This is a genomic window from Pseudomonas fluorescens (genome assembly GCF_005938625.1).
Taxonomy (GTDB): domain Bacteria; phylum Pseudomonadota; class Gammaproteobacteria; order Pseudomonadales; family Pseudomonadaceae; genus Aquipseudomonas; species Aquipseudomonas fluorescens_BD.
The window spans coordinates 80,417-106,659 of sequence record NZ_VCNJ01000057.1; the positions used below are offsets into that span (position 1 = coordinate 80,417).

Genomic DNA, 26,243 nt, shown 5'->3' on the forward strand with positions numbered 1-26,243 from the left:
CTCGCCCGCAAGAGCCTTGGGTCGACAATGAAGATATTCGGGTTCCAACTGATCTATGGTGACTTCCTCGCCCGCAGTGTGCGTGGCATCTCCTGCGCGCCACCCGCCGACCTCGCATGACTGACAAATAACCCTGGTTAATTGATAAGAAATGATGAGGCGCCACCATGGCAGATTTATACGAAAACCCAATGGGCCTGATGGGCTTTGAGTTCATCGAGCTCGCATCGCCGGTGCCGGGCACCCTGGAGCCGATCTTCGAGATCATGGGCTTCACCAAAGTCGCGACCCACCGCTCCAAGAACGTGCATCTGTACCGTCAGGGCGCGATCAACCTGATCCTCAACAACGAACCGAACAGCGTCGCGTCGTACTTCGCGGCCGAGCACGGCCCGTCGGTTTGCGGCATGGCATTCCGCGTCAAGGATTCGCAAAAAGCCTACAACCGTGCACTGGAACTCGGCGCTCAGCCGATCCACATCGAAACCGGCCCGATGGAGCTGAACCTGCCGGCGATCAAAGGCATTGGCGGCGCGCCGCTGTACCTGATCGACCGTTTTGGCGAAGGCAGCTCGATCTATGACATCGATTTCGTGTTTATCGAAGGCGTTGATCGCAACCCGGTTGGCGCTGGCCTGAAGATCATCGACCACCTGACGCACAACGTGTATCGCGGTCGCATGGCTTACTGGGCGAACTTCTACGAGAAGCTGTTCAACTTCCGTGAGATCCGTTACTTCGACATCAAGGGCGAATACACCGGCCTGACCTCGAAAGCGATGACCGCACCGGACGGCATGATCCGCATTCCGTTAAACGAAGAGTCGTCCAAAGGCGCGGGGCAGATCGAAGAGTTCCTGATGCAGTTCAACGGTGAGGGCATCCAGCACGTCGCGTTCCTCACCGATGACCTGATCAAGACCTGGGATCAGTTGAAGAAAATCGGCATGCGCTTCATGACTGCGCCGCCAGACACCTACTACGAAATGCTCGAAGGCCGTCTGCCAAACCACGGCGAGCCAGTTGATCAGCTGCAATCGCGCGGCATCCTGCTCGACGGTGCCTCGGAGCAGGGCGACAAGCGCCTGCTGCTGCAGATCTTCTCGGAAACCCTGATGGGCCCGGTGTTCTTCGAATTCATCCAGCGCAAGGGCGATGATGGTTTCGGTGAAGGTAACTTCAAGGCACTGTTCGAATCGATCGAGCGTGATCAGGTGCGTCGTGGTGTACTTGCCACAGAGTAATCGGCCACTGAAATGAAAAAATCCCGGCCTGCAGCGATGCAGGGCCGGGATTTTTTTCAAGATCTTTTGCTTTTAAGGACGGCGTTGCCGCGTCAGGTGTTTGAATCCTTCGAAGACCAGCACCACAACCGCCAGCCAGATCGGAATATACGTCAGCCACTCCCCGGACTTGATGCTCTCACCGAGCAACAACGCCACACCGAGCAGCAACACCGGCTCAACATAACTCAACAAACCAAACAGACTGAATGGCAGCAAACGGCTGGCAATGATATACACCACCAATGCCGACGCACTGATCAACCCGAGCAACGGGATCAGCCACATCAGCCCCGGGTATTGATCAAACACGCCAAAGCCTTGCTCGCCACCCTGCACAAACCAGTAGGCGACTGGCAGCATCAGTGTCATGTCGATCCACAAGCCGCCGAGGTGGTCGGTCTTCAAGTATTTGCGCAGGACGAAGTACAGCGGGTAGCCGATCACGACCACCAGTGTCGCCCAGGAAAATCCACCGACCTGATACAGCTCGTTCAACACCCCCAAAGTGGCGAAGAACACCGCGACTTTCTGCAGATACGACAGACTTTCGCCATAGGCAATACGTCCGGTCAGGACCATCGCCAGCGGCAGCAGGAAATAGCCCAGCGAGACGTCGAGGCTGTAGCCGTTGAGCGGCGCCCACATGAACAGCCAGAGTTGCACACCGAGCAGAGCGGCCGAGACGATCAACCCGGCGACCAGTTTTGGCTGTGCCGCGACCATCCGAATCAGCTCCAGCACCCGCCGCCATTCCCCGGACACCAGCATGAACACGGTCATGCACGGCACGGTCAGCAGCATCCGCCAGCCGAAAATCTCTACGCCACTCAACGGTGTGAGCAGCGAAGTGTAGTAATACATGACGGCAAACAGCACCGAGGCTGAAACCGATAGAGCGATACCTTTAGACAAACTGTCCTCGCGGGGGTTGATGGTCAAACGGGGCGCGAAGGATACGTGGTTTTTGTGCTGAATATTGGCCGGATGCTCAATATTCTTCACACGCATTCCCTCGCAGGAGCTGCCGCAGGCTGCGATCTTTTGATCTCGCCTTATAAAGTCGACATTACTGAGCAACCTTCAATGGATTGCCAAAGCGCATGAGGTACATCTCGCCGAACTTGTACGAGGCATAATCGGTGATATGCCCAATGTCACGATAGACTGGCAAACCGTCGACGGTGGTCATGCACGCGTCGTCTTTGCATTGCACGATTTTCGGATCTATGACGATCAAACCGGGGTATTCGTTTTTCAAATCATTGAACAGTTGTTCCAGCACCGGCTCCTTGGCGCCTGACCACGGCGCCGTCGCGCAGAGGCTGCTTTGCTCGGCACTGCCCATCAGCCCGCGCAACTTGACCTGTTGCAGCAGGCACGTGTTGATCCCTGCAGGCATGGGCAGGGTGTTTTCCAGAAAGACCGGCGTAGCACCGGATTCGACAATGATATCCAGGGCCTTGCGGATCGCTAGCCCGAGGCGTTGTCGCGACAGTTCCGGACTGCGCGGGTCATCCAGCTTCGTGACGATGTCATGGTCGAGATAGGCCTCCCAGAACTGACCCACGATCACATACTTGAAATGCTGCTTCGCAATCATGTCGTAATAACGCTGAGCGGCGTCGTGGCATTTTTGATACAGCCCGTTTGTGTATTTATTCACGTCGTAGAGGTAGATCCCGGGCAAGGCCAGGCACGCCGGGTAGCCCTGCGTCAGTACGGCAAGATTGGCATCCCTGGCCAGCGTTTCAACAAAGCCCCAGTAATGATTCGAAAACGAATCGCCCATCAGCAATATTTGCGGTGCGGCCTGCGCGCCGCCCGCAATACAGCCAGGATCGGCGCCATCGCTGACACCCAGGCATCCTTCCCGATTGGCCGGAACAGATGCTTTCAAGCCATTGAACACGTTGTTGTAGCCCTGGTTGAAGCGGTTCGGCCAGCCTTCCTGTCTGACGCCGGCAGCGTGGAGCAGCGACAGGCCGATAGCCGGCACGATCATCAGCACGACCAGAGTTTTGGCAAAGCCGAGCCTGGCCTTGCGAAAGCGGTTTTCGATCAACACATAGCAGAGCCACGCCGTGACGAATGTGCAGACGAAGTAAACGATCGTCATCGGCGGGGTGAGCGCGATGCCCATGTAATTCATTACCGCCAGGATCGGCCAGTGCCATAAGTACAAGGAGTACGAGAGCGTACCGATAAACACCAGCGGTTTGAACGCCAGCAGTTTCGAGGTGATGCTGGCATCGCCAACACCCTTGAACAGCAAGGCTGCCGTAGCGAGGCACACGGCAATGGCGTGGTATCGCGGAAAACCCGGCAGGATATCTTCCAGGGTGGCGCAGTAGATGATCGTCACCAGCGAAAGCGCGCAGACCAGCGTGGCGCTCAGGCGATTGAGCCTGAACGTGTCCGTGCCGAAGATGACCGCACAGGAGCCAATCATCAATTCGAAAATTCGCGCAGTGAAGAAGTAGTAGTTTTTATCCGGAGCGGAGTAAGACAGGTACAGCGCGAGCGCCATGGCCGCCAGGGTCAAGCCGAGTACCGCCGCTTTGAAAGCGCTTTTCGCCAGATAGCGGTAGAGCAACCAGAGGCCCAGTGGCAGCGCCAGATACCACTGCCATTCGATGGCCAGCGACCAGGTGTGCAGCAGTGGCAGACTGGCCGCATCGGGCGTGGCATATCCCGTTGTGACTTTGGCGAAGTACTGGTTGGAGATGATCAGCGACGTGTACTTTTCGCTTTTGAGAGAGTCGACATAGTCATCGGGCAAGTACAGCAGCGTTGTGATTAACAGCGTTACAACCAGCAAGGCAATGACGGCCGGTTGCAGGCGCCAGATTCGACGCGTGTAGAACCCCGAAAAAGTGAACGTGCCGTTGTTCAGCGATTTCATGATGATCGCGGTCGTCAAATAACCCGAGATCACGAAGAAGATATCGACGCCAATAAAACCGGACGGGAAAAACGTCAGGCCGCCGTGGAAAATCAACACCAGCAACACGGCGATTGCGCGTAGCCCGTCGATATCCGCACGGTATTCAATCGAGGGTTTGCGATCGCCGGCGGTCGCGGTCGATGCCGGCGAAGGTAGCTCTTGCAGCTTTTTATCGGCAAACCATTTGAACAGCAGCCCACGCAAAGGCTTTCTGGATACCTCGACAGGGCGATTGTGCATGCATAAGTCCTTGGCTGTTTCCGAGCGATCAATCAATTGATTCCATTTGATCGCGCTTGAATCGATGAACAAACAGCCGAGGGTGTCGGCTGTCGAACGGACAGGGGAAAGCTCACGTCAGGTACGGTTTACGCCCCGACACAAAATGGCTCACATCGTTGAACCCCGGTGTCGATGAATGCCCCGGTGTCACCAGTGAGTCGATAAACGCTTCATCCTCTGCCGTGATCTTCACCGCCTGCGCTTTGGTGTAGGCATCCCATTGCGCCTCAGTGCGCGGCCCGACAATCGCTGACGTTACCGCGCCGTTGTTCAACACCCAGGCAATCGCAAACTCAACTATCCCGACGCCGCGCTGCTCGGTGTACTGCTGAATCTGCTGGGCAATGCGCAGCGATTCCACGCGCCATTCGGTTTCCAGAATGCGCTTGTCCTGACGCCCGGCGCGGCTGTTGGCGTCCGGTGTGGCGTCCGGCGCGTACTTGCCACTGAGCACGCCGCGGGCCAGCGGACTGTAAGGCACTACGCCAAGGCCATAGGTTTGCGCCGCTGTGATCTGTTCGGTCTCGGCCTGGCGGTTGACGATGTTGTACAACGGCTGGCTGATCACCGGGCGATCAACGCCGAGGTTGTCGGCGACGCGAATCACTTCGGCAATCCGCCAGCCGCGATAGTTCGACAAGCCCCAGTAGCGAATCTTGCCCTGACGGATCAGATCGCCAATCGCCGACACGCTCACCTCCAGCGGCGTGTTGTGGTCTTCGCGGTGCAGGTAATAGATGTCGAGATAGTCAGTGCCGAGCCGGGACAGGCTGGCATCGATGCCATTGAAGATGTGTTTGCGGCTCAAACCGCTGCGATTCGGCACGCCGTCCACCGGGCCGAAACCGACCTTGGTCGCCAGCACCCACTCATGCCGATGACGGGCAATCGCTTCACCGACGATCTCTTCGGAACGGCCGTTGGTGTAGACGTCGGCGGTGTCGATGAAATTGATGCCCTGATCCCAGGCCTTGTTGATGATGCGCAGCGAATCATCTGCGCTGGTCTGCTCGCCAAACATCATCGTGCCGAGGGTGAGGGTGGACACCTGCAAGCCCGAGTGACCGAGTGTGCGAAAGCTCATGCCGAAATCCTTTTGTCGGTGGGAAAGGGTTAATCAAATACCAGAAGCAGGCGATGCGGCAAAGTGAATTATTGGCTCAATCCTGCACAGCGCTCTTGCAGAAATACCTGCAACACCCTGACCCGTTCCGACACTTGCACCCGATGCGGACACAGCAGATTGAACGGCGCACTTTCACCTTGCCAATCATTGAACAACGTCACCAACCGCCCGGCGCGCACGTCTTCGGCGATATCGAGCCAGGCTTTGTAAGCGATTCCATGCCCGGCCAGCGCCCAGCGGCGGGCGACTTCGCCGTCGTCGCTGAAGTAGTCGCCGTGGACTTCGACTTCCAGCGTTTCATCGCCGCGACTGAAGCGCCAAGTGTTGTAGGGACTGCCGTTACGCAAATAGAGCAGGGCGCTATGCTCGCTCAATTCGCCGGGACGTTGCGGGGTGCCATGAAGCGCCAGATAGTCAGGACTGGCGCAGGCAACCCGCCGGTGTTGCGGCAGAATCGGTAACGCCACCAGCGTTGAATCGCTTGGCACGCCAAAACGCAACGCCACATCGACGGTCTCGCGAAACAGATCGGCATGCCGGTCGTTGAGCAGCAGCTGCAGTGAAATATTCGGATGTTCGCGTTTGAAATCGTCGAGCCACGGCAACAACACGTTGCGTCCGAAGTCCGACGGCGCAGCCAGTTGCAACACGCCGCTCAGCCCTTCGTTTTGCTGCTTGATTGCCTGTTCGCCCTCGGTCAGCGCCGCCAGTGCCAAGCGCACGCTTTGCAGATAACAGCGACCTTCTTCAGTCAGACGAATACTGCGCGTGGAGCGTGCGAACAAGCGGATGCCGAGGCGGGTTTCCAGGCGCTTCAACGCAATACTGGCGGCGGCTGGCGTCAGCTCCAAGGCACGAGCGGCGGCGGAGATGCTGCCGGCGTCGGCGACGCGGACGAAGATCTCCAGATCTAGAATCGAGCTCATTGCTAAAAATCCTTTAAAGATCTTTGCGTTTTTGCGGGATTTTTCAGTGATTGGCAAGGGCAGATACTGCAATCAGTCAACAATCGCAGGAGAGGCGCATGACCTGGACATTCGATCATCTGGCCTTCAATACCGCTGACGGTCAGACCTTGCAGGACGATTTCGCCAAGTTGCTCGGGCTCAAGCCGGGCCGGCGGCCGCCGTTTCCGTTTCCGGGGCGTTGGCTGTATCAGGATGAACACGCCGTGGTGCATGTGATCGAGCGGCCGCTGCCCGATGACACTGAACTGAGCCACATCGCGTTTCGTACTGATGAGCCAGCGGAAACGGTGTTGCAGCGGGTGCGTGACAGTGGATTGCCGTATCAATTGGCGCAGGTGCCGGGCGAAGGGATCACGCAGATTTTTGTGCAGATGCCGGGTGGTCTGGTGATTGAGCTCGACGCATTAGAAGCCCCTCACCCTAACCCTCTCCCAGAGGGAGAGGGGACCGACCGAGGCGTTTGAACGAGGTACGCCGACGTGCAATACCGAGTCGAACTCAGGTCTTGAAAAGCACCAAAATCGCCTCCCTTCTCCCGAGTCGAACTCAGGTCTTGCAAAGCACCAAAATCGCCTTCCTTTCCCCGAGTCGAACTCAGGTCTTGAAAAACCCGCAGATCGGCTCCCTTTCCCCCTCGCCCCCCTGGGGGAGAGGGCTGGGGTGAGGGGGAAAAGATCTCCAGAACACCACAAAAGCCCAGCCGAAACCCCAATAAAAAACGACCCTGAAAAGGGCCGTTCTTCCAGCCATCAAAAACTCAAGCGCGCAACGTTCGCGTCATGCGCAACGCCAGCAAACTCCCGCCAACAATTACACCTGCCAGCAGATACAACGCCGCATCCGTCGACCCCGTGCTGTCCTTGACCCAACCCACCAGATACGGGCTAAGGAAGCCAGCCATCTGCCCCATCGAGTTGATCAACGCCAGACCACCGGCCGCAGCGCCCGCGCTCAACATGGCCGTCGGCACCGGCCAGAACATCGGCAGGCCAGTCAATGCGCCCATGGTGGCAATGGTCAGACCGAGAATCGCAATCGCCGGGTTCGCCGCAAAGTTAACGGCGATCACCAGCCCGATCGCGCCCATCAGCATCGGCACCACCAAGTGCCAGCGACGTTCCTTGCGCAAGTCCGCCGAGCGCCCGACTACCAGCATAAACACCGCCGCTAGCAGATACGGAATCGCACTCAGCCAACCGATCACCAGGTTATCGTTGAAACCGAGGTTCTTTATGATCGACGGCAACCAGAAGTTGATCGCGTACACGCCGCTCTGGATGCAGAAGTAAATCAGACCGAACGCCCAGATCGCCGGGTTCTTGAACACCGCCAGCAGTGAGTCCGACGTGGTTTTCGGCTTGTTCGCCAGGTCTTCAGCCTGATCCGCCTCTAGCACCGCACGCTCATGCGGGCTCAGCCACTTGGCGTTGGCGAAGCTGTCGCTCAGGAGGAAATAGGCAAGGGCGCCGAGGATCACCGTCGGAATGCCTTGCAGCAGAAACATCCACTGCCAGCCGGCCAAACCACCTTGCCCTGCGGCGAAGTGATTGAGAATCCAGCCAGAGAACGGGCTGCCAAGCAAACCGGACACTGGGATCGCCGACATGAACAGCGCCATGATCCGCCCACGGCGGAAGGTCGGGAACCACTGCGAGAGGTACAACACGACGCCCGGGAAAAACCCGGCTTCGGCCGCGCCGGTGAACAGGCGCAGGGTGTAGAACTCGGTCGGGGTGGTGACGAACAACAGGCAGGTCGACAGCGTGCCCCAGGTGATCATCATCACGGCGATCCAGCGCCGTGGGCCGAATTTGGTCAGGGCCAGGTTACTCGGCACGCCGCACAGCACGTAGCCAATGAAGAAAATCCCGGCCCCTAGGCCGTACACGGTTTCGCTGAATTTCAGTGCATCGAGCATCTGCAGTTTGGCAAATCCAACGTTGACCCGGTCGAGGTAGTTGAACAAGTAGCAGATGAAAATGAAGGGGATCAAACGCAGGGTGATGCGTTTGTAGACGGCGTTTTTATCGTCATCGATGGTCTGGGTAGCTGCGGCGCTCTGCGACATAGCGGCTCTCTCTTTATTATGATTTTTTGCGATGCAAAGGGTAACGTTGATCGCCCCGAGAGTCTCGGTCACCTTTGGCCGGATTGTCTTTGTGCCTGAGCACAGGGTTTGCCGCCAGACCCTGTGCGGGTGAACAACTACCTGTGCCATAAATCAAGGATTGCCGCCGCTATGTTCGAACTCGATCACGACCTCGCCCAGGACATCGTCGACCGGGCCATGGCCATTTTGCCCTACAACGTCAATGTCATGGACAGCCAGGGGCTGATCCTCGGCAGCGGTGAGCCGGAGCGCATCAACACCCGTCACGAAGGTGCGCAACTGGTGCTGGCCAACGGTCGCGTGGTGGAGATCGACGCGCAGACCGCTGTGCATTTGAAAGGCGTGCAGCCCGGGATCAACCTGCCGCTGTTGCTCGATCAGCGCTTGATCGGTGTGCTCGGCATCACCGGTGAGCCAGAGCAGTTGCGCACGTACGCCGAACTGGTGCGGATGACCGCCGAAATGCTCGTCGGCCAGCGCAATCAGCAGGCCGAGCAGCAATGGCGGCGCCAGCGTTGCGATGATCTGCTGGCGTTGCTGTTAAGCGAGGCGGGGGACTCGCCGCGACTGGTCGATGAGGCACAGCAGTTGGGGCTCAAACCGCAATTGACGCGGGTGCCGTATCTGTTCGAGCTGGGCCTTGAACATGGGTCGGGGCAAACCGTAGAGGCGCTCAGTGCCTGGCTGATGTCGCGTTATCCGGACAGTTGGTGCGTGAGTTCGGCGAAGTCGTCACTGCTCTGGTGTCGGCCGGCGAGTCAGCACGTCGAGCATGATCGCCTGCTGGAAAAACTCGATGGTCTGGGCTGGAAGGTTCTGCGCATCGCCGTAGGCGGGCAGGCCGATGGACTGGCGGGGCTGCGCCGTTGTTACCGACGAGTCGGTGATTTGCTCGCCTATGGCCGAGAGGTGCTGCCGCACTCGCGTTTGCTGACGCTGAACCGCTATCGGTTGCCGGTGATGCTGTGGCGCCATCGCAATGACGATGCACTGGACGAATTACTCAAACCGTTGCGCAAGGTGATCGCCAAGGATGGCAACGGCCAGTTGCTGGCGACGCTGCGCAGTTGGTGTGACCACGACGGGCAGAGTCAGGCCTGTGCGGATGCGTTGGGGATTCATCGCAACAGCTTGCGTTATCGGATGGAGCGGATTGCCGAGTTGAGTGGGGTTGATCCGCTGCGGCTCGATGGGATGCTGGCGCTGTATCTTGGGGTGCAGCTGCTGCCACAGACTGATCCGGGTTAATTGGGCGTCTTCAAAGACGCCATCGCGAGCAGGCTCACTCCTACATTTGGAATGCATTCCCCTGTAGGAGTGAGCCTGCTCGCGATGGCGACGGTACGGTCACCGCAGAGCTTTTTGTGAAAATGAACAATAAACGCCCCCGCCACTTGTGCAGCGGACCGGCGTCAACGCGCAGGCAGACTGGCAGCATGAGGGGCATTGCAACCGGAGAATTCGCATGAAGATCGTCATCGCCCCCGATTCGTTCAAGGACAGCCTCACTGCCCAAGGCGTCGCCGAAGCCGTTGCCCTCGGCCTCGCTCAGGTGTGGCCGCAGGCAACGATGGTCAAATGCCCAATGGCTGACGGCGGCGAAGGCACGGTCGAATCGATTCTTGCGGCCTGTGAAGGTGAACTGCGCCGCACCCGTGTGCGCGGCCCGATGGGGGCACCGGTCGATGCGGCGTGGGGCTGGTTGCCTCACAACCACACAGCGATCATCGAAATGGCCGAGGCCAGCGGCCTGCAATTGGTACCGCTCGGCCAACGCGATGCCTGCATCAGCAGCACCTTCGGTACCGGCGAACTGATTCGCGCAGCACTGGATGCCGGCGCGCAACGGGTGATTCTGGCGATTGGCGGCAGTGCGACCAATGATGGCGGCGCTGGGGCAATGCAAGCGCTGGGCGTGAAGTTACTCGATGCGCAGCGTCAGTCGCTGGTGCCCGGCGGTCTGGCGTTGGCGCAACTGGCGCAGCTGGACCTGGGCGAACTCGACCCGCGTCTGGCGCAGGTGCGTTTCGATATCGCTGCTGACGTCAACAACCCGCTGTGTGGCCCGCACGGTGCGTCGGCGATTTTCGGCCCGCAGAAAGGTGCATCGCCGGCGCAGGTGCAGCAACTCGATCAGGCGTTGGGGCACTTCGCCGAACTCTGCGCACAAGCGTTGGGCAAAGATGTTCGTGACGAACCGGGCTGCGGTGCGGCGGGTGGTCTTGGGTTTGCGGCCAAGGCTTTTCTCGGTGCGCAATTTCAAGCCGGGGTCGAAGTGGTCGCCGAACTGGTCGGCCTCGCCGAAGCCGTTAAAGGCGCCGACCTGGTAATCACCGGGGAAGGGCGCTTCGATGCCCAGACCTTGCGCGGCAAGACACCATTCGGTGTTGCGCGGATTGCCAAACAGCAGGGCGTACCAGTGATTGTCATCGCCGGAACGTTAGGTGAGGGCTATCAAGAGCTTTACGAGCACGGCATCGATGCGGCATTCGCCGTGACCAGCGGCCCGATGACGCTGGAGCAGGCCTGCGCCGAAGCACCGCGCCTGTTGCGCGAGCGCGCCACGGACATCGCTCGTGTCTGGCACATGGCCGCGAAATCCTGAGCAAATCCTGTAGGAGCTGCCGAAGGCTGGGATCTTTTGATTTTGCTTTTAAAAGCTCAGATCAAAAGATCGTCCGATCGCGGCCCGAGCCTTCTGCAGCTCCTACACAAAGAGATTAACGGTGTTTCATCGATGTAACACCCTGAAAAATAATTGCCCTTGACCCGCAATCTTCCTAAAGCCTGGCCGATACAGCTAACAGGCGCGCACATAACTTCCTAAAACAGTGACGCCGGACTGAGCCCGCCCCCACGGGTCAGTGATGACGCATGGACGCTCGTAGTTTCTATCTTTCGAGAGCTCAACTATGTCCCTGCGTAACCTCAATATCGCGCCCCGTGCCTTCCTCGGTTTTGCCTTTATCGCCTTGCTGGTGATCGTGCTCGGCGTGTTCGCCGTCAATCGCATGTCGATCATCCGTCAGGCCTCCGTCGAGATGGATTCGACGCAACTCCCCAGCGTGACCCAGCTCAGCGTGGTGACTGAAAACGTTCTGCGTCTGCGGATTCTGTCGTTCCGTGTGCTGGTCAACCGCGAAGCGGCCGGTTTGCAGGAGGCGCAGACCCGCATCGGCGTTCTGGTCGACAAGGTTCGCGCAGCGCAGGCCAGTTACGCCGCATTGCCGGCCGGTCCGGAAGAACAGGCGTTGTACCAGAGCTTCGCGACCACACTGGACAACTACCTGCAAGCGCAGAACCAGATGATGGAGCTGTCCCGTCAGGACAAACTCGACGAGATGCGTACCCTGATCAACACGCGGATCAAGGACGGCACCGACCAGATGGGCGAGCAGCTCAACAAACTGATCGCGATCAACGCCGCTGACGCTAAAGCTGCGTCGATCCAGGCCGGTGAACACTACGACAGCGCCATCACCGGGATCATTATTGTCGCCGTGGTGGCGGCGCTGGCCACCGTGTTGCTGGCCTGGCTGCTGACCCGCAGCATCGTCACGCCGCTGAACCGCGCCGTGCAGGCCGCGCAAACCATCGCCAGCGGCAACCTGACCAAAACAATCGAAATCGACGGCAAAGACGAACCTGCCCGCCTGCTCGAAGCGCTCGCCGCCATGCAGAGCAACCTGCGCAAAACCATCGAGCAGATCGCCGGTTCCGCCACTCAACTGGGCGCTGCCGCCGAAGAACTCAGCGCGGTGACTGAAGAAGCGTCCCGTGGCTTGCAGCAGCAGAACAACGAAATCGAACAAGCCGCCACCGCCGTCAACGAAATGACCGCCGCCGTCGAAGAAGTCGCGCGCAACGCCGTGTCGACTTCCGAAGCCTCGAACCAGTCGACCCACGCCGCCCGCGAAGGTCGTGATCAAGTGGTGAAAACCGTTGACGCGATTCAGACCATGACCCACGACGTGCAGAACACCGCGCAAATGATCGAAGGTCTCGCCGCTCAGGGCCGCGACATCGGCAAAGTGCTCGACGTGATCCGCGCCATTGCCGAACAGACCAACCTGCTGGCACTCAATGCGGCCATCGAAGCGGCGCGCGCCGGTGAGGCTGGGCGTGGTTTTGCGGTCGTGGCGGACGAAGTTCGGGCATTGGCCCATCGCACCGCGCAGTCGACTCAGGAAATCGAAAAAATGGTCGCCGGCATTCAGAACGGCACCGGCGAAGCGGTTTCCTCGATGCAGCAAAGCAACCAGCGCACCCAGTCGACGCTGGAAATGGCCCGCGCGGCCGGCGTGGCGCTGGAGCAGATCACCCAGTCGATCCATCAGATCAACGAACGCAACCTGGTGATTGCCAGCGCCTCGGAAGAACAGGCGCAAGTCTCGCGCGAGGTCGACCGCAACCTCGTCAACATCCGCGATCTGGCCACGCAATCGGCCGCCGGGGCCAATCAGACCAGCGCTGCGACCCACGAACTGTCGCGTCTGGCGGTGGATTTGAACGCCATGGTGGCGCGTTTCGTGATTTGAGATACGGTGAAGGCTGGAGACCGCGCAATCAGGAGACGTACATGCGCTATTCAGCCTTGACCCAACGAATCGCCGGCGAGGGGGCAGCCGCCTGGCAGATTCACGACCGAGCGCTGGAGTTGCGCGCCGAGGGTGTCGATATCCTGCTGCTGAGCATCGGCGATCCGGATTTCGACACGCCTCTGCCGATTGTCCACGGCGCGATCGACAGCTTGTTGGCCGGCGATACCCATTATTCCGAAGTACGTGGCCGTTTGGCGCTGCGCACGCTGATCGCCGAACGCCATCGTCGGCGCAGCGGCCAAGCGGTGGAGGCCGACCACGTGATCATCATGCCCGGCGCGCAATGCGCGGTGTATTCGGTGGCGCAATGTTTGCTGGATCCGGGCGATGAAGTGATCGTTGCCGAACCGATGTATGTCACCTACGAAGGTGTGTTTGGCGCTTGCGGCGCGACGGTGGTCCCGGTGCCGGTGCGGCCGGAAAACGGCTTTCGCGTTGACCCGCTCGATGTCGCTGCGCGGATCACCCCGAAAACCCGCGCCATGCTGCTCAACAGTCCGAACAATCCCAGCGGCGCGAGCCTGTCACTGCTGATCTGGCAGGAACTGGCGGCTCTGTGCGTGCGGCATGACTTGTGGCTGATCAGCGACGAGGTCTACAGCGAACTGCTTTACGAAGGTCAGCACGTCAGTCCGGCGAGCTTGCCGGGCATGGCTGAACGCACGGCGACGATCAACAGCTTGTCGAAGTCCCACGCCATGACCGGGTGGCGCATCGGCTGGATGATCGGACCGAAATCGCTGGCCGGGCATTTGGTCAATTTGTCGCTGAGCATGTTGTTCGGGTTGCCGGATTTTGTGCAGAAAGCCGCAGAGATTGCGCTGCAGTCAGACCTGCCTGAAGTGACGCAAATGCGCGAGGAATATCGCCTGCGGCGGGATCTGGTCTGCGAACGTCTAAACGGTTGTCCGGGGCTGTATCCGATCCGCCCGGATGGCGGCATGTTTGTGATGGTTGATGTGCGCCAGACCGGGCTCGGCGCCCAGGCGTTTGCCGAGCAGTTGCTCGAGGGTTATGGCGTGTCGGTGCTGGCTGGTGAAGCGTTCGGGCCGAGTGCGGCAGGGCATATCAGGATTGGTTTGGTGCTGGACCGGGTGAAACTGGCGGATGCCTGTGCGCGGATTGCCTTGTGTGCGGCGCAGCTTTTACAGGCGCGTAGTGCCTGACACTGCACAGATTGATCGTTCCCACGCGCAGCAAAGGAATGCCTCAAGGGACGCTCCGCGTTCCAGCTTCCAGAAGGGACGCAGAGCGTCCCGTGCTGCATTCCCACGCAGAGCGTGGGAACGATCAGGTCTCAGCCCTGCCAGGCTGATGGGTTTACCAGATTCGCCGGCTTCTCTCCCTTCAGCGCCGCCAACAGATTCTCCACCGCACAGCGCGCCATCGCCTCACGCGTCTCATGCGTCGCCGAACCCATATGCGGCGTCGCCACCACATTGTTCAACTGCAACAGCGGCGAATCATGGTTCAACGGCTCACGCTCAAACACATCCAGTCCCGCCGCCCGAATCCGCTGGTGACGCAGCGCATCGATCATCGCCGCCTCATCGACTACTTTGCCCCGTGAGATATTGATGAAGATGCTTTCCGGACGCATCAGCGCGAACTGTTCAGCGCCGATCAACCCTTCGGTCTGAGCCGTCAACGGCAAGGTCAGGCAAATGAAATCGGCCTGCTTGAGCAAGTCTTCAAGGCTGCGATAGTGCGCATCGAATCGCGCCTCGACCGCCGGTTTGCGCGACTGGCTGTGATAAATCACCGGCATGCCAAAACCGAAATGCCCACGTTGCGCCAGCGCCTCGCCGATACGGCCCATGCCGATGATGCCCAGCGTCTTGCCATGCACATCGGTGCCGAAATGCGCCGGGCCGATGTTGCGACTCCATTGCCCGCTGCGCACCATGTTCGCCAGCTCGACCACACGCCGGGCGGCGGCGAGGATCAACGCAAAACCAGTGTCAGCGGTGGTTTCGGTGAGCACGTCCGGGGTGTTACTGAGCAGGATCTTGCGCCGGCTCAGGTAATCGATGTCGTAATTGTCGACGCCCACCGAGACGCTGGCGATGGCCTGCAGCTGCGGCGCCAGATCGAGCAACGCAGCATCGAGCTTCAGGCTGGCGCCGAGCAAACCGTGAGCACGGGGCAGGGCATCACGCAGTTGCATGAGGCCGTCGGCGTCAAGGCTGTCGATCAGTGTCACGTCGCAGTGTTCTTGCAAACGCGCCATCAACGCCGGCGAAAGTTTCTTGTACAACACAACCTGCTTTTTCATCGCAATGTTCTCTTCAATTCAGGGATGCGCCGGCACCGGGCGTGGCGCAGCGGCTTGGGGCACGACGCGATCACTGGCGCCGGGCTTGAGAAAAATCGTCAGCACCACTGACAGCAGCAACGCGCCGCTCATCAACAGGTACGAAGCACCGGGCGAACCGGTGGAACTGTTCAGGTAACCGACCAGGTACGAGCCGCCGAACGAGCCGAGCGCACCCATACTGTTGATCAGCGCCATCGCGCCACCGGCGACGTTGGCCGGGAGAATTTCCGGGACGATGGCAAAGAACGGCCCGTAAGGCGCGTACATGCAGGCGCCAGCAATCACCAGCAATGTGTACGACCACCAGAAGTGCTCAGCGCCCAGTGCGTAAGAGCCGTAGAACGCAATTGACGCGATCAGCAGCGGTGGCCAGACGAAGCGTTTGCGCTTCTGCAACTTGTCCGAACCCCACGACACCACGAGCATGCCGATCACCGCCGCCAGGTACGGCAGCGCCGACAGCCAACCGGCTTCGATCATGTCCATTTGCGCACCGGCCTTGAGAATCGACGGCAGCCACAACACGAAGCCATAGACGCCGATGCTCCAGCAGAAAAACTGCAGCGCGAGAATGATCACCTTCGGCGAACGGAACGCCTCGGCGTAGTTCTTCACCGCTTTGATGCCGACCTGCTCAGCGGCCAGAGCGCTTTCCAGATCCTGCTTCTCCTGATCACTCAGCCACTTGGCCTGGGCCGGACGATCATCGGCCAGACGCCACCAGATAAACGCCCAGATCACCGCCGGCAAGCCTTCAATGATGAACATCCAGCGCCAGCTGAAATGCTGCACCAGATAGCCCGAGACCACCGACATCCACAGCATCGTTACCGGGTTGCCGAGGATCAGAAAGGTGTTGGCCCGTGAGCGTTCGGCACGGGTGAACCAGTGGCACAGATACACCAACATCGCTGGCATCACCGCCGCTTCGACCACGCCAAGCATGAAGCGGATGACGATCAGCCAATAGGCGTTGGAGACCACGCCGGTCAACGTCGCAAGGCCGCCCCAAAGGATCAGACTGACGAAGATCAGCTTCTTCACGCTGTGTTTTTGCGCGTAGATCGCGCCCGGCACCTGGAAGAAAAAGTAACCGAGGAAGAACAGCGCGCCGAGCAGCGATGACAGGCCCGGGGTGATCATCAGGTCGGCCGCCATGCCGGACGCGGCGGCGAAGCCGTAATTGGCACGATCGAGATACGCCAGGCTGTAGGTGATGAACACGATCGGCATGATGTACCACCAGCGGCGGGTGGCGAGGGTTGCGGTTTTCATGGTCTTGCTCCTGAGCTTGTTGTTTTTGTCGCAGCAGGTTCAAACAACTTCTCGTTCCCACGCTCTGCGTGGGAACGCCTCTAAGGACGCTCCGCGTCCTCTGTGACGCGGAGCGTCACGGTATGCATTCCCACGCTGGAGCGTGGGAACGATCGATCAAGTTCTGCCCGGGTCGGCAACCCCTCCATATCCCCGCGACTCTGCACCGCGCGACTGCCAATCCAGTTCGCCCGCTGCACCGACTCGGCAAAACTCTGCTGCTCAAGCAGGGCACTGATCATCCCCACCGCAAAACCATCACCGGCACCAACCGTGTCGACGACATTGGTCACCGGCACACCAGCGACAAATCCCGACGCCAGATGCGTTCGGTAATAAGCACCTTCAGGCCCGAGTTTGATCGCCACGGCTTCGGCACCCTGATCGAGATAAAACGCCGCAATGTCCGCCGGGTCTTCGAAACCGGTGAGCAAACGACCTTCGCTCAACCCCGGCAACACCCAATGAGCGAGGCTGGCGAGGCGGTTGATCTCGCTGATCATCTCGCGCTCGCTGGCCCACAGGCTCGGGCGCAGATTAGGGTCGAACGAGACGCTACGCCCGGCGTTGCGCATGCGCGTCATCAGCTCGAAGGACATCTCCCGCGCCGAGGCCGACAGCGCCGGCGGAATGCCTGTGGCGTGCAGGTGACGGGCGCTCAGCAGACTTGTCGTGATCGCCTGTGGCGACAGATGACTGGCCGCCGAACCGCGCCGGAAATACTCGACTTGCGGGTCACTGCCATCGTCGTTGCGCGATTTGAACTGAAAACCGGTCGGGTGCTGTTTATCCACCTCGACGTGGCTGCAATCCAGACCTTCCTTGATCAAGGTCTCGACCACAAAACGCCCGAGTGAATCATTGCCAACGCGGCTGAGCCAGGCGACGTTGAAACCCAGGCGCGACAGCCCGATCGCGACATTGCTGTCGGCCCCGGCGATACGCTTGTGAAAGTGCTCGACCGCCGCCAGATCACCGGTCTGCTCGGCGACCAGCATCGCCATGGTTTCGCCGAACGAAAGAATATCGATCTCAGACATGAGCAGGCTCCAGACGCGATTGGCCGAGGCGGGCGAGGGCGGCGACGTGCTCGGTGGTCAGTTGCACCAGGTCATCGCCCTGCAACGGGTATTCGGCCGCGCGCATAACGCCTTGGGCCATGTGCCGCAGCAGTTGTTCCCACAGATGCAGGTCACTGACCGTCGGTGGCACCGCCACCAGTTTGCCGTCCGGCCGGCGGGCCACGGCTTTGCAATGCACGTAACCGACGTGGCGGCCCAACAGGCGCGCAGCGTTGGCGGCGGACTGGTCTTGCCACTGCCAGTTACCGATGTCGAAGGTCATCTTGATCGGCAAGTTGTGCTGCTCGACGGCGGCGAAGAAGCGCTGAAACGGCTCGATGCGACCGCCGTGCAAAGTCTGGTCGTTCTCCACCAGCAACTGCACCGGGCTGAGCTTCAAGCGTTCGGCCAGGGCTTGCAGATCGTTGGTGTCGGTGAAGTAGCCGAGAGAAACCTTGAGCCACTTTGAGCCGAACGCTTCGGCCTGTTGCAGCGCGGTGATCAACTCGGGATTCGGCTGCGCCTGACCGGCCAGCCACAGTTCGGTGGGTGAGGAATAGATGCTGAGCAGGCCCAGCGCTTGGGTGGCCTGCGCCAGTTGCGCGGGGTCTTCACGTGTCAGCAACTCCTCGCGCCATTCGATGCGGTTCGCTCCGGCGGCAGCCAGAACATCGATAAAAGAATCCTGCCCGCGCTGACGCACAAGCTCGGCGCCGTAGCTGGACAAACTGATGGAAACGGCGGGTTTATTCATTGTTATTGACCTCTGAAACCGGTTTCATTTTTGTTCAAAAAAATATCAGTGAAGGAGGGTTTGTTCTTGCGGGCCTCTTCGCGAGCAAGCTCGCTCCCACAATGGAATGCGATCAACCTGTGGGAGCGAGCTTGCTCGCGAAGGCGTCAGATCAGACACCACCAACTTCACGGGTCGACCCACGCTCAACCAGCACCGGCGCAAAATCCACCACCCGCGCCACCTCATCATCCCCACGCAAGCGCTTGAGCAAACACTCAAACGCCCGCGCGCCTATCTCCTGCGTCGGCTGAGCCAGCGCGGTAATCCCGCTGCCCACCAGCGGATACCAATCCAGATCGTCCAGGGCAATCAGCCCGACATCCTCGAACAGCCGACAGCCAATCTGGCGCAAGGCAGTCGTTGCGGCCAGCGCCGCCACGCCATTGGCGCAAAACAGCGCTTTTGGGCCATTGCCGGGTGTCTTTAAAAAGGTCAGAAGTTGCGCGTTCAGATCATCGCCGGTTTCCAGCACAGCCCCGGTCACCCCCGAACGCTGCGCAATCTGCGCGTGAAAACTGTTGACCCGCTCGATCCGTGAACTGGTGCCGTCATAGGGTTCAGTCACCAGCACCAGATCCCGGTAACCGCGCTGCTGCAGATGCGTCAGCGCCATCTCCACCGCTTGCGGGTTGTTTAGCCCAACCATGTCGCTGACGAGCCCGTCGACCTTGCGATCCACCAGCACCAGCGGCATCTCGCGGCGCAGCTCGTGCAACTCGTCACGGTGATGGCCCAGCGTGTTCACGATCAGCCCTTCGATGTTGTAGGAGCGCAACAGCGCCAGGTGCTGGCGCTCCTGCTCGTCATCGCGGTCGGTGTTGCACACCACCAGGCTGTAGCCGTGCGCCCGGCAAGCGGTTTCCACCCCGTGCATCACGGCAATCGAATAAGGGTTGCGGATGTCGGCGACGAGCATGCCGATCAGGCGCGTGCGCCCGCGTTTCAGGCCGCGAGCCATCTGGTTGGGGCGGTAACCGAGTTCGGCGATGGCTTGCTCGATGCGCTGGGCAATTGCATCGGAGAGCAGGGCGCGATCATCGCCGATGAAGCGCGACACGCTGGCCTTGGACACGCCGGCGTGTTCGGCGACGTCGAGCATGGTCACGCGGCTGCGCTGGGCGGTGGAAAAGTCGTTCATCACAGTAGTTCTTGTTTTTGGATTGATTTTCGAAGTGGCTGAAACCGGTTTCAGATAACACCAAACCTCCTATCTTCGTCAAGACGCACCTGTTGCTGGCAGAGGTATACAACCGGCGAATTCCCGACGAGCGGTCGCTTCCCCTGTCAGATCTGACAGTAGGCGGAACTCATTTTGAAGCGCCTAATGAAATTCATTGCTGTTGCAAACCGATTCAAGTCAGGTACGTCAAATGACCGATCAAAAAACAACAAACCCAGCGGCTAGCAGAGGCACTGATCCCATTGGTGTGTTTGATTATGACCCCCCAGTAGTTATTGAAGTCGATGCAAGTGGAGTCATTCTTCCCATTGCCCATCAGAATGGTTTGACCGTCATAGTACCGAGATGGCCTTTTCCGGCTCCTGTTGGATCACCGAATTTTCTTTATATCTATTTAGATGAGAAAGAGGTCTTTCAGCAAAATTATCCAAGCCCACTGACCGAGCCAGATTATCGGCCGATCATTGCACCCGAGTTCTTCGCAGTTGATGGGACGTACCGCCTGCATTACGAAACCATCACAGACGGGAATCCCGCTTACTCAGGTGACAAATTTCTTATCGTTAGACGCAAACCACCTGTTGTATTGGATGAGCCCGTTTTTCCCAGTGCAAATATATGGGGGTATTTGAACTGCACATCGACTCCGTTGCTATGGGAAAGAGTGATCGTGCGTATTCCAGTTCCTACTTCGATTGAGTGGCGTGAAGATGATGAAGTGCGTTTAGGGTGGGTCGGGTATGCAAGTTTGAACGGTTCCGGTCCAGCGTTGTTTACCCACGAACTGAAGAAGACATTAATCCGCCAAGAGGTGGTGACAGGATTTGATTTTTGGATAGTCGACTATGAGCAATATGTAAAGCCTTTGGAAAAAAATGCTTCGGCGTTGGCGGTCTATTCGATATTTCGTAATGGTGTGCCTATTGCGGCTTCCTCTCCAGGGCTGGTTAAGATCGACAGGAAGATTCCTGGAGAAGATTACGCTTGTGGTCCTTGATTGAGTTGGATAGTAGTTTTGAAACTTGCTTGATTGGGCTGTTTTTTTTGCTGGCATCGTTCATAAACGGAAGGAGCTGTTAACATGACAACTGATATTAAGTTAAGTGCTGTACAACAGGTCGCGGAGAACTCTCGGAAAGAACTCAGGCTAAAACGTCTGAACGCAAATGGCGTTCTGGCCGATTCGCAAAAACCTGTGGTTGTGGGTGTGGCAGATGGTGGAGTAGTGCCTGTTACGATATTGAAAAGCGCCGCGGCACAGGCGGGGACTACAACAGTTGCACGCCAGCCCGATCTTCCCATTACGGTTACTGTTTTCGCATGGGAGTTTCCGAGTGACAGAGACGAAGTAGTTATCGAGGGCTATGCCTTTCAGGAGGGTATCGACGACCCGGATGCTCCTGATAGCTGGGCATGGGTGGAGTGGCTGCGTCAACCGGCCCCCCCTGTTTCCGGCCGGCCTACTCAATGGAATGTCACGTTGCCTGCGGGCAGGCTCACGGATATTCTCACGACGGGTTCTGCCTCACCTACCCAGTGGAAAATCCAAAGTTCGGGACAACTGGACGGCAACCCTCAGTACTCTGAAATCACCACTTGTTTCGTGGATACTTTCGCTCCTTTCCACAACAAGGGCGATGTCCGTGTTCTGGCACCCACCCGAGTGGACTTTCCACTGGCTGCGAACGCTAAAATTGATACGGCCTATCTTGAAACCATTCGAACTACCGGGATGGAGTTCACGTTGCCGGTCACAGATGGCAAGTGGGATATTAAAGCTACAGATAAATGCTTTATTTACTTGAGCCCAACGCTAAGGCCTACACGTCAGCTCACCCCGACTTTGACTGTTGATCCTGTACCAGCGGATGGGAAGGTGTCTATCCCGATGCTGGACATCAGTAAACTGGCAAACGGTACCGTGTGGCTGATCATGGCCTATGAAGATGCGGCGGGCAATCGTAGTGCAGATATGCTGGCGTATAGTCGAGTCGTTGAGTTTGTTCCCCTTCCTGTACCTGCTGCGCCGATCATCGATGCTGCCAACACTGCCGGCGATAACACGATCGACCTTGCCGATGTGCGATTCTATGAACCTAACGGTGTGCCGATCAGGGTTCTGCGCCCTCTGAATACGCAGGACACAGACAAGGCAACCGTATTTTTCGAGAATTTTGAAACCATAGATCTTGATCCTCCTATTCAAGATTTTGGAACAAATACCGAATTGACCTTCAGGATCAAATGGACTGACTTGAAAACGATTTACGCCTCTCTTGCTGGAGGTGATCCTGATGTTCGTGAAGTTGGTACGCGCGTGTTGTGGACCTGGATGCGGGGCATCACGCCAAAAGACTCTCCGGCGGCAACACCCGACCTGGATTTTTCATATCCAGGTGAGGAAAATGTGGATGAACCTGATGAAGTCAATAAATCTCTGGCGAAAGTGCAACTGCGTGGGGTCGACAAGATTCTCAATACGCTGAACCCGCCTGATCTGATTACAGATCCAGAGGTCATCATTCCATTACCGGCCACCGAACCACTGGGTAACGACGTTGTTTGTACCTGGTATTACAACGGCATTGCCGTCAATGAGTTTTCACCAGAAGGCCTGACGGAATATAAAAGTACCTTGCCCGCTCAGAGAGTTGTTGATGGTGGGCCAGGGGACAAGATCACCTATTGGAGCTTCTCGTATATCGGCGGGATCAACCGTCAACGGTGTCTGGACGAAACGGTGACGGTGACAACTGTCGCGAAAGAAGTGCCTGAGCCGGTCATTGACAGGTTGTTCGACAACGGCACGATTATCAACTGCCCAACCGTTGGATTCATCCGAGGCGTCAAGCCACCTCTGCCGTTTTTGACTTTCAGGGTCGCGGCGAATCCTGTTCTGGCTGGCTTGCAAAGCATTACCGCCCATTGGGTCGGGACTACTGATGCTGGGGGGCAATCGCCAATCGCTGGTACCGAGCAAGATGTGATTATTGCTGTAACCGGAACCGAAGCCACGACGGGCATCACGGGTCAGATCGCGGAATATCTGACCAAGATTGTACCGATCCAGACGCGCCCGGATCCCTTCCCTGTACCTGCGCCTGCCATTACTTATGCATCACTCAAGTACACGGCGGTATGGACCGATGGCACTCGAGCTACTTCGAACGCTACGGTGAAGATCGTTTCTCTGGTCAATGGGAACCGTGAGTTCTGTCATGAGGTGAGGTGACTAGAGGGAGAGTCAAGAGAACCGGGTCTGATTAAACGGGAGGCATGAGAAATGCCTTCCCGTTTGGTTTTTTCAACGGCGCAGATTTTTCTTTCAGCAGTTAAGGATTAGTCCTACAGAAAAGCGAGAACTTGGTCTGTAGTCTTCCGGCCATTCTGAGGGAGGAAACTTTAATGGGAAGCCCCCAAAGTTATCCTTATAGATTTATTTTCGGGTGGTAATTCTCATGCCTTTGCATTGTTTTGACAAAAAGCTGATGGCGGGTCGTGCAGGAAAATTCTGGTTTCTCGCTTTTTCCGTATTGTCCACATCGATGGCTCATGCTCGCGCCATCATCACCGATGAAACGATCAATAACGGTGCGCCAGTGGAGGACTTTATTATTGGTCAGGGTGCTACGTTGACCGTGAATAATGCTGAGACATTAAATATTTCTTCGAATGCTTCAAAGCTGGTTGTTAATGCCGGAACCTTGCAAGATATTCGAGCAACTAACGGTTCGACAGTGACGCTTGATCGTGCCACGGTCACGGCGCGTGCAAATCAGCCGGCTGTCACCATTACCAACTCAACCGCTGTCATCACAAACAGCACGATTACCAGTGATACCACTGGGCTGCAGGTTGGGCGTATACCTAACGCGCCTCGTGAGACAGTGGTGTCCCTGATTGGAACTACGGTTACCGGCGGTATAGAAGCAGCGGTCGTCAGCGCGCAAACTACACTTAACCTGACCCGTTCGGATCTGATTTCCAATGGCGCCAATGGTTATGGCTTACGCTTGGCCAGCGGAGATGTCTTTGCACAAGGCGGTAGTATTGTCGGTGGAATGAATGGCATTTTGTTGAGCGGGGATAATTTTGTTGATCGTGCCAATACCCTGGTATTGGATGGCACGCGCGTATCGGGAGGCAGCGGTGCCGCCATTGCTGTCGATAGTGCAGGGCGTTCGATTGTCACTAACGTACACGTGCGCAATGGCGCCGAGAAAAAATGTCTGTGAAAATAATTAATCCAGACGCTATCGTAAAAGCCACTCTTGAATATGCCAAATATGATGATTACATGCAGATTTGGACGGGTGACACGAAAGTTTGGAATGGCCCTAACGGTAATTTTCCTCCTGAAACAGGCGGGCCATGTGAGCTGTCTACTGAATGGCAAGATAACCTCGATATCGACGTTACCAGACACTTCAAAGTGAACGGTGACGTAGATTTTAAAACCCGAGTTTCGGTGGGCGACAAAGGGGAAGCCTACGCGAGAATAAAGCTGCTTTTTGATCCAAGTAAAGCTGTGATCCAAGATGAGTATTACGACGAAGCTGCAATTGCAGCGGCTACCCAGATAACTGACGGATTCTGCTCAGCCCAAAGTCTTACCTGCACTGACATGCCTACGGTTACAAATGGGTGCACTTCTATCAACGGCGTACAGGTGTGTGAAAATCATTTAAAACCATCGCCATTACCAGGCATCAGTCCACTCTGTCGGCAAGTTTCATTTAAGTCTGAATGCAAATTTTACCAAGGTGACATGGAGTGCTTTGTTGACGCTAAAGGGATCAGGCGCTGTCCCACAAATAATGGAGGCAATCTCAACTCATGTAAAAAATACGAAGATGACCCGAAATGCGGTTTCATTGAACAAAAATGTGTCGGTGGAGCTCAGGGTAAATCTGGTGCATGTGCCGTCTTTGAGGAAGTCTGGGACTGCGGTGTTGATGTGGATGTTCCCAATCAGCAGGCAGATACCGTTTACAAGTGTGACGGTCCTGTACGTTGCGCAGGGGGCGAGTGCTACAACCCGACCTATGACAAAAGCAATGACTTTTCCAAGGCAGTGGCAGCATTACAAATCGCTCAGTCAGCGCAGCACGACATGGACTGTACTGGAGATGACGGCATCGAGAACAACCGCTCCTGCGCTTTGTTCAAGGGCGAACCGATGGAGTGCAAAAAAGCAGTGGGCGGATGGGTCAATTGTTGCGAGAACCCTGGCGGAATCTCTCTGGCTGATTACGTAAACCTCACGATCAAAACCTATTCCTTGATGGAGGCAACAGGCAACTTCGAGATGACAAAACCCGTCTACGGTGCTTGGAACCAGTTGAAGCAACCAATCATTGACGGTATCAACTCGGCGTGGCGCGCAACCAGCGATTTGTGGGCGTCAATGACTGACTCAGGAATGGCGGCAACCGATCTGGTGGCTAAAGGGGCAGAGCAAGGAATTATCGCCACGTTCAAGCAGACCCTGATGAACAAGACCGCGGAATGGACGGCGCAGACATTTGGAGCCCAAGCTGCTAACGCCGTGTTTGTCAGCGAGGCGGGTGGTCAGTTTGCCCAAACGGGTGCAGACGGTACTGTCACGACGGGAGGAAACGCAGCGCTCGGCCCACTGGCACAGAACATCGCCATGGCCGCTAACGTCATCATGATCATTTACACGATCTATGTTTTGACCGAGATTCTTGTAAACATTATCTGGGAATGCGAAGAAAAAGAGTTTGAGCTCGGCGCGAAAAAGGAACTCAAGGTGTGCCATTTCATCGGCAGCTATTGCGCCTCCAAAACTCCGCTGGGTTGCATCGAGAAGAGAGAGTCCTACTGCTGCTTCAACAGTCCGGTTGCCCGCATTCTCCAGGAGCAGATTCGTGCCCAGCTTGGGACAAATTTCGGCGAGGCAGAGAACCCGTCCTGTGACCCGATACCGATCGCGGCCTTGGACAAAGTGAACTGGGACAAAATCGACTTGGGTGAGTGGATTGGCATTTTGCAGACCACGGGTAATTTTCCAAACGTGAACACCGTTAATCTCGACAATCTGACAGGGCAGGGGAGCAACCTGAACGTTAAAGGAGACCGGCTCGACACGCTGAAGCGAAACGAGCAGCGTCTTCAAGGTATCGACGCAGACACCCTGAGACACGAAGCCGAGACCCAGGGGTGGTCTGAAGTTAAATAGCCAAGGCAAAAGGTAAAAATAAACGGGCTTCGCAGCTAATGCCGATCAGTTAAGCC

20 protein-coding genes are annotated in these 26,243 nt (G+C 57.6%); 10 read left to right on the forward strand and 10 right to left on the reverse strand.

The features are described 5' to 3' along the window. Positions 1 to 167: 167 nt before the first annotated feature. Complete coding sequence (hppD, locus tag FGA82_RS27435; protein WP_007912211.1) at positions 168 to 1,244, forward strand: 4-hydroxyphenylpyruvate dioxygenase; 1,077 nt, start codon at positions 168 to 170, stop codon at positions 1,242 to 1,244. 72 nt (positions 1,245 to 1,316) lie between these two features. Here hppD and rarD read toward each other — a convergent pair whose 3' ends face one another. From rarD to FGA82_RS27455, 4 genes are all read right to left on the reverse strand, one after another. Next, positions 1,317 to 2,198 carry an EamA family transporter RarD gene (gene rarD / locus FGA82_RS27440; RefSeq protein WP_141129533.1) on the reverse strand — a complete coding sequence of 294 codons (882 nt, stop codon included), beginning with the start codon at positions 2,196 to 2,198 and terminating at the stop codon, positions 1,317 to 1,319. Positions 2,199 to 2,352: 154 nt separating this feature from the next. Next, positions 2,353 to 4,470 carry an acyltransferase family protein gene (locus tag FGA82_RS27445; RefSeq protein WP_141129511.1) on the reverse strand — a complete coding sequence of 706 codons (2,118 nt, stop codon included), beginning with the start codon at positions 4,468 to 4,470 and terminating at the stop codon, positions 2,353 to 2,355. 112 nt (positions 4,471 to 4,582) lie between these two features. After that, the gene (locus tag FGA82_RS27450; RefSeq protein WP_141129512.1) at positions 4,583 to 5,596 is read right to left on the reverse strand and encodes an aldo/keto reductase; all 1,014 of its coding nucleotides are present in this window, start codon (positions 5,594 to 5,596) and stop codon (positions 4,583 to 4,585) included. A gap of 68 nt (positions 5,597 to 5,664) precedes the next feature. Beyond that, the gene (locus FGA82_RS27455; protein ID WP_141129513.1) at positions 5,665 to 6,564 is read right to left on the reverse strand and encodes a LysR family transcriptional regulator; all 900 of its coding nucleotides are present in this window, start codon (positions 6,562 to 6,564) and stop codon (positions 5,665 to 5,667) included. Positions 6,565 to 6,662: 98 nt separating this feature from the next. Here FGA82_RS27455 and FGA82_RS27460 point away from each other — a divergent pair, with 98 nt between their 5' ends. Next, on the forward strand, positions 6,663 to 7,070 hold the full coding sequence (locus tag FGA82_RS27460) for a hypothetical protein (protein WP_141129514.1): 408 nt from the start codon (positions 6,663 to 6,665) through the stop codon (positions 7,068 to 7,070). Between the two features lie 293 nt (positions 7,071 to 7,363). Here the strand turns inward: FGA82_RS27460 and FGA82_RS27465 are convergent, their stop codons facing one another. Next, positions 7,364 to 8,674: an MFS transporter gene (locus FGA82_RS27465; RefSeq protein ID WP_141129515.1), complete on the reverse strand. Its 1,311-nt coding sequence runs from the start codon at positions 8,672 to 8,674 to the stop codon at positions 7,364 to 7,366. 171 nt (positions 8,675 to 8,845) lie between these two features. Here FGA82_RS27465 and FGA82_RS27470 point away from each other — a divergent pair, with 171 nt between their 5' ends. The 4 genes from FGA82_RS27470 (at position 8,846) to FGA82_RS27485 (ending at position 14,483) form a co-directional block, all read left to right on the forward strand. Then, positions 8,846 to 9,964, forward strand: coding sequence for a sugar diacid recognition domain-containing protein (locus FGA82_RS27470; protein WP_141129516.1), 1,119 nt, complete (start codon positions 8,846 to 8,848; stop codon positions 9,962 to 9,964). A 217-nt stretch (positions 9,965 to 10,181) separates the two neighbouring features. Next, positions 10,182 to 11,321 (forward strand): glycerate kinase, encoded by a 1,140-nt coding sequence (locus tag FGA82_RS27475; RefSeq protein ID WP_141129517.1) that lies wholly within the window; start codon positions 10,182 to 10,184, stop codon positions 11,319 to 11,321. Positions 11,322 to 11,628: 307 nt separating this feature from the next. Then, positions 11,629 to 13,254: a methyl-accepting chemotaxis protein gene (locus FGA82_RS27480; protein ID WP_141129518.1), complete on the forward strand. Its 1,626-nt coding sequence runs from the start codon at positions 11,629 to 11,631 to the stop codon at positions 13,252 to 13,254. 41 nt (positions 13,255 to 13,295) lie between these two features. Then, positions 13,296 to 14,483, forward strand: a complete 1,188-nt coding sequence (locus tag FGA82_RS27485; protein WP_141129519.1) for a pyridoxal phosphate-dependent aminotransferase — start codon at positions 13,296 to 13,298, stop codon at positions 14,481 to 14,483. A gap of 131 nt (positions 14,484 to 14,614) precedes the next feature. On the opposite strand, the gene FGA82_RS27490 is transcribed toward FGA82_RS27485, so the two are convergent. From FGA82_RS27490 to FGA82_RS27510, 5 genes are all read right to left on the reverse strand, one after another. Beyond that, a complete protein-coding gene (locus FGA82_RS27490; RefSeq protein WP_141129520.1) occupies positions 14,615 to 15,592 on the reverse strand; it encodes a 2-hydroxyacid dehydrogenase in 978 nt (325 codons plus the stop codon). 18 nt (positions 15,593 to 15,610) lie between these two features. After that, the gene (locus FGA82_RS27495; protein ID WP_141129521.1) at positions 15,611 to 16,909 is read right to left on the reverse strand and encodes an MFS transporter; all 1,299 of its coding nucleotides are present in this window, start codon (positions 16,907 to 16,909) and stop codon (positions 15,611 to 15,613) included. An 80-nt stretch (positions 16,910 to 16,989) separates the two neighbouring features. Next, complete coding sequence (locus tag FGA82_RS27500) at positions 16,990 to 17,988, reverse strand: sugar kinase (RefSeq protein ID WP_141129522.1); 999 nt, start codon at positions 17,986 to 17,988, stop codon at positions 16,990 to 16,992. Beyond that, a complete protein-coding gene (locus tag FGA82_RS27505; RefSeq protein ID WP_141129523.1) occupies positions 17,981 to 18,763 on the reverse strand; it encodes a sugar phosphate isomerase/epimerase family protein in 783 nt (260 codons plus the stop codon). Before FGA82_RS27505 ends, FGA82_RS27500 begins: the two co-directional genes overlap by 8 nt. Positions 18,764 to 18,914: 151 nt before the next feature. Beyond that, positions 18,915 to 19,943 (reverse strand): LacI family DNA-binding transcriptional regulator, encoded by a 1,029-nt coding sequence (locus tag FGA82_RS27510; protein WP_141129524.1) that lies wholly within the window; start codon positions 19,941 to 19,943, stop codon positions 18,915 to 18,917. Between the two features lie 232 nt (positions 19,944 to 20,175). Between FGA82_RS27510 and FGA82_RS27515 the strand changes: the two genes are divergently transcribed. The 4 genes from FGA82_RS27515 to traN all read left to right on the forward strand — a co-directional run bounded on the left by FGA82_RS27515 (position 20,176) and on the right by traN (position 26,187). Then, positions 20,176 to 20,982, forward strand: coding sequence for a hypothetical protein (locus FGA82_RS27515; protein ID WP_141129525.1), 807 nt, complete (start codon positions 20,176 to 20,178; stop codon positions 20,980 to 20,982). Between the two features lie 84 nt (positions 20,983 to 21,066). Beyond that, on the forward strand, positions 21,067 to 23,217 hold the full coding sequence (locus FGA82_RS27520) for a hypothetical protein (protein ID WP_141129526.1): 2,151 nt from the start codon (positions 21,067 to 21,069) through the stop codon (positions 23,215 to 23,217). Positions 23,218 to 23,443: 226 nt separating this feature from the next. Next, positions 23,444 to 24,220 (forward strand): hypothetical protein, encoded by a 777-nt coding sequence (locus tag FGA82_RS27525; protein ID WP_141129527.1) that lies wholly within the window; start codon positions 23,444 to 23,446, stop codon positions 24,218 to 24,220. Continuing rightward, positions 24,211 to 26,187, forward strand: coding sequence for a conjugal transfer mating pair stabilization protein TraN (gene traN / locus FGA82_RS27530; protein WP_141129528.1), 1,977 nt, complete (start codon positions 24,211 to 24,213; stop codon positions 26,185 to 26,187). Before FGA82_RS27525 ends, traN begins: the two co-directional genes overlap by 10 nt. Positions 26,188 to 26,243: the final 56 nt, after the last annotated feature.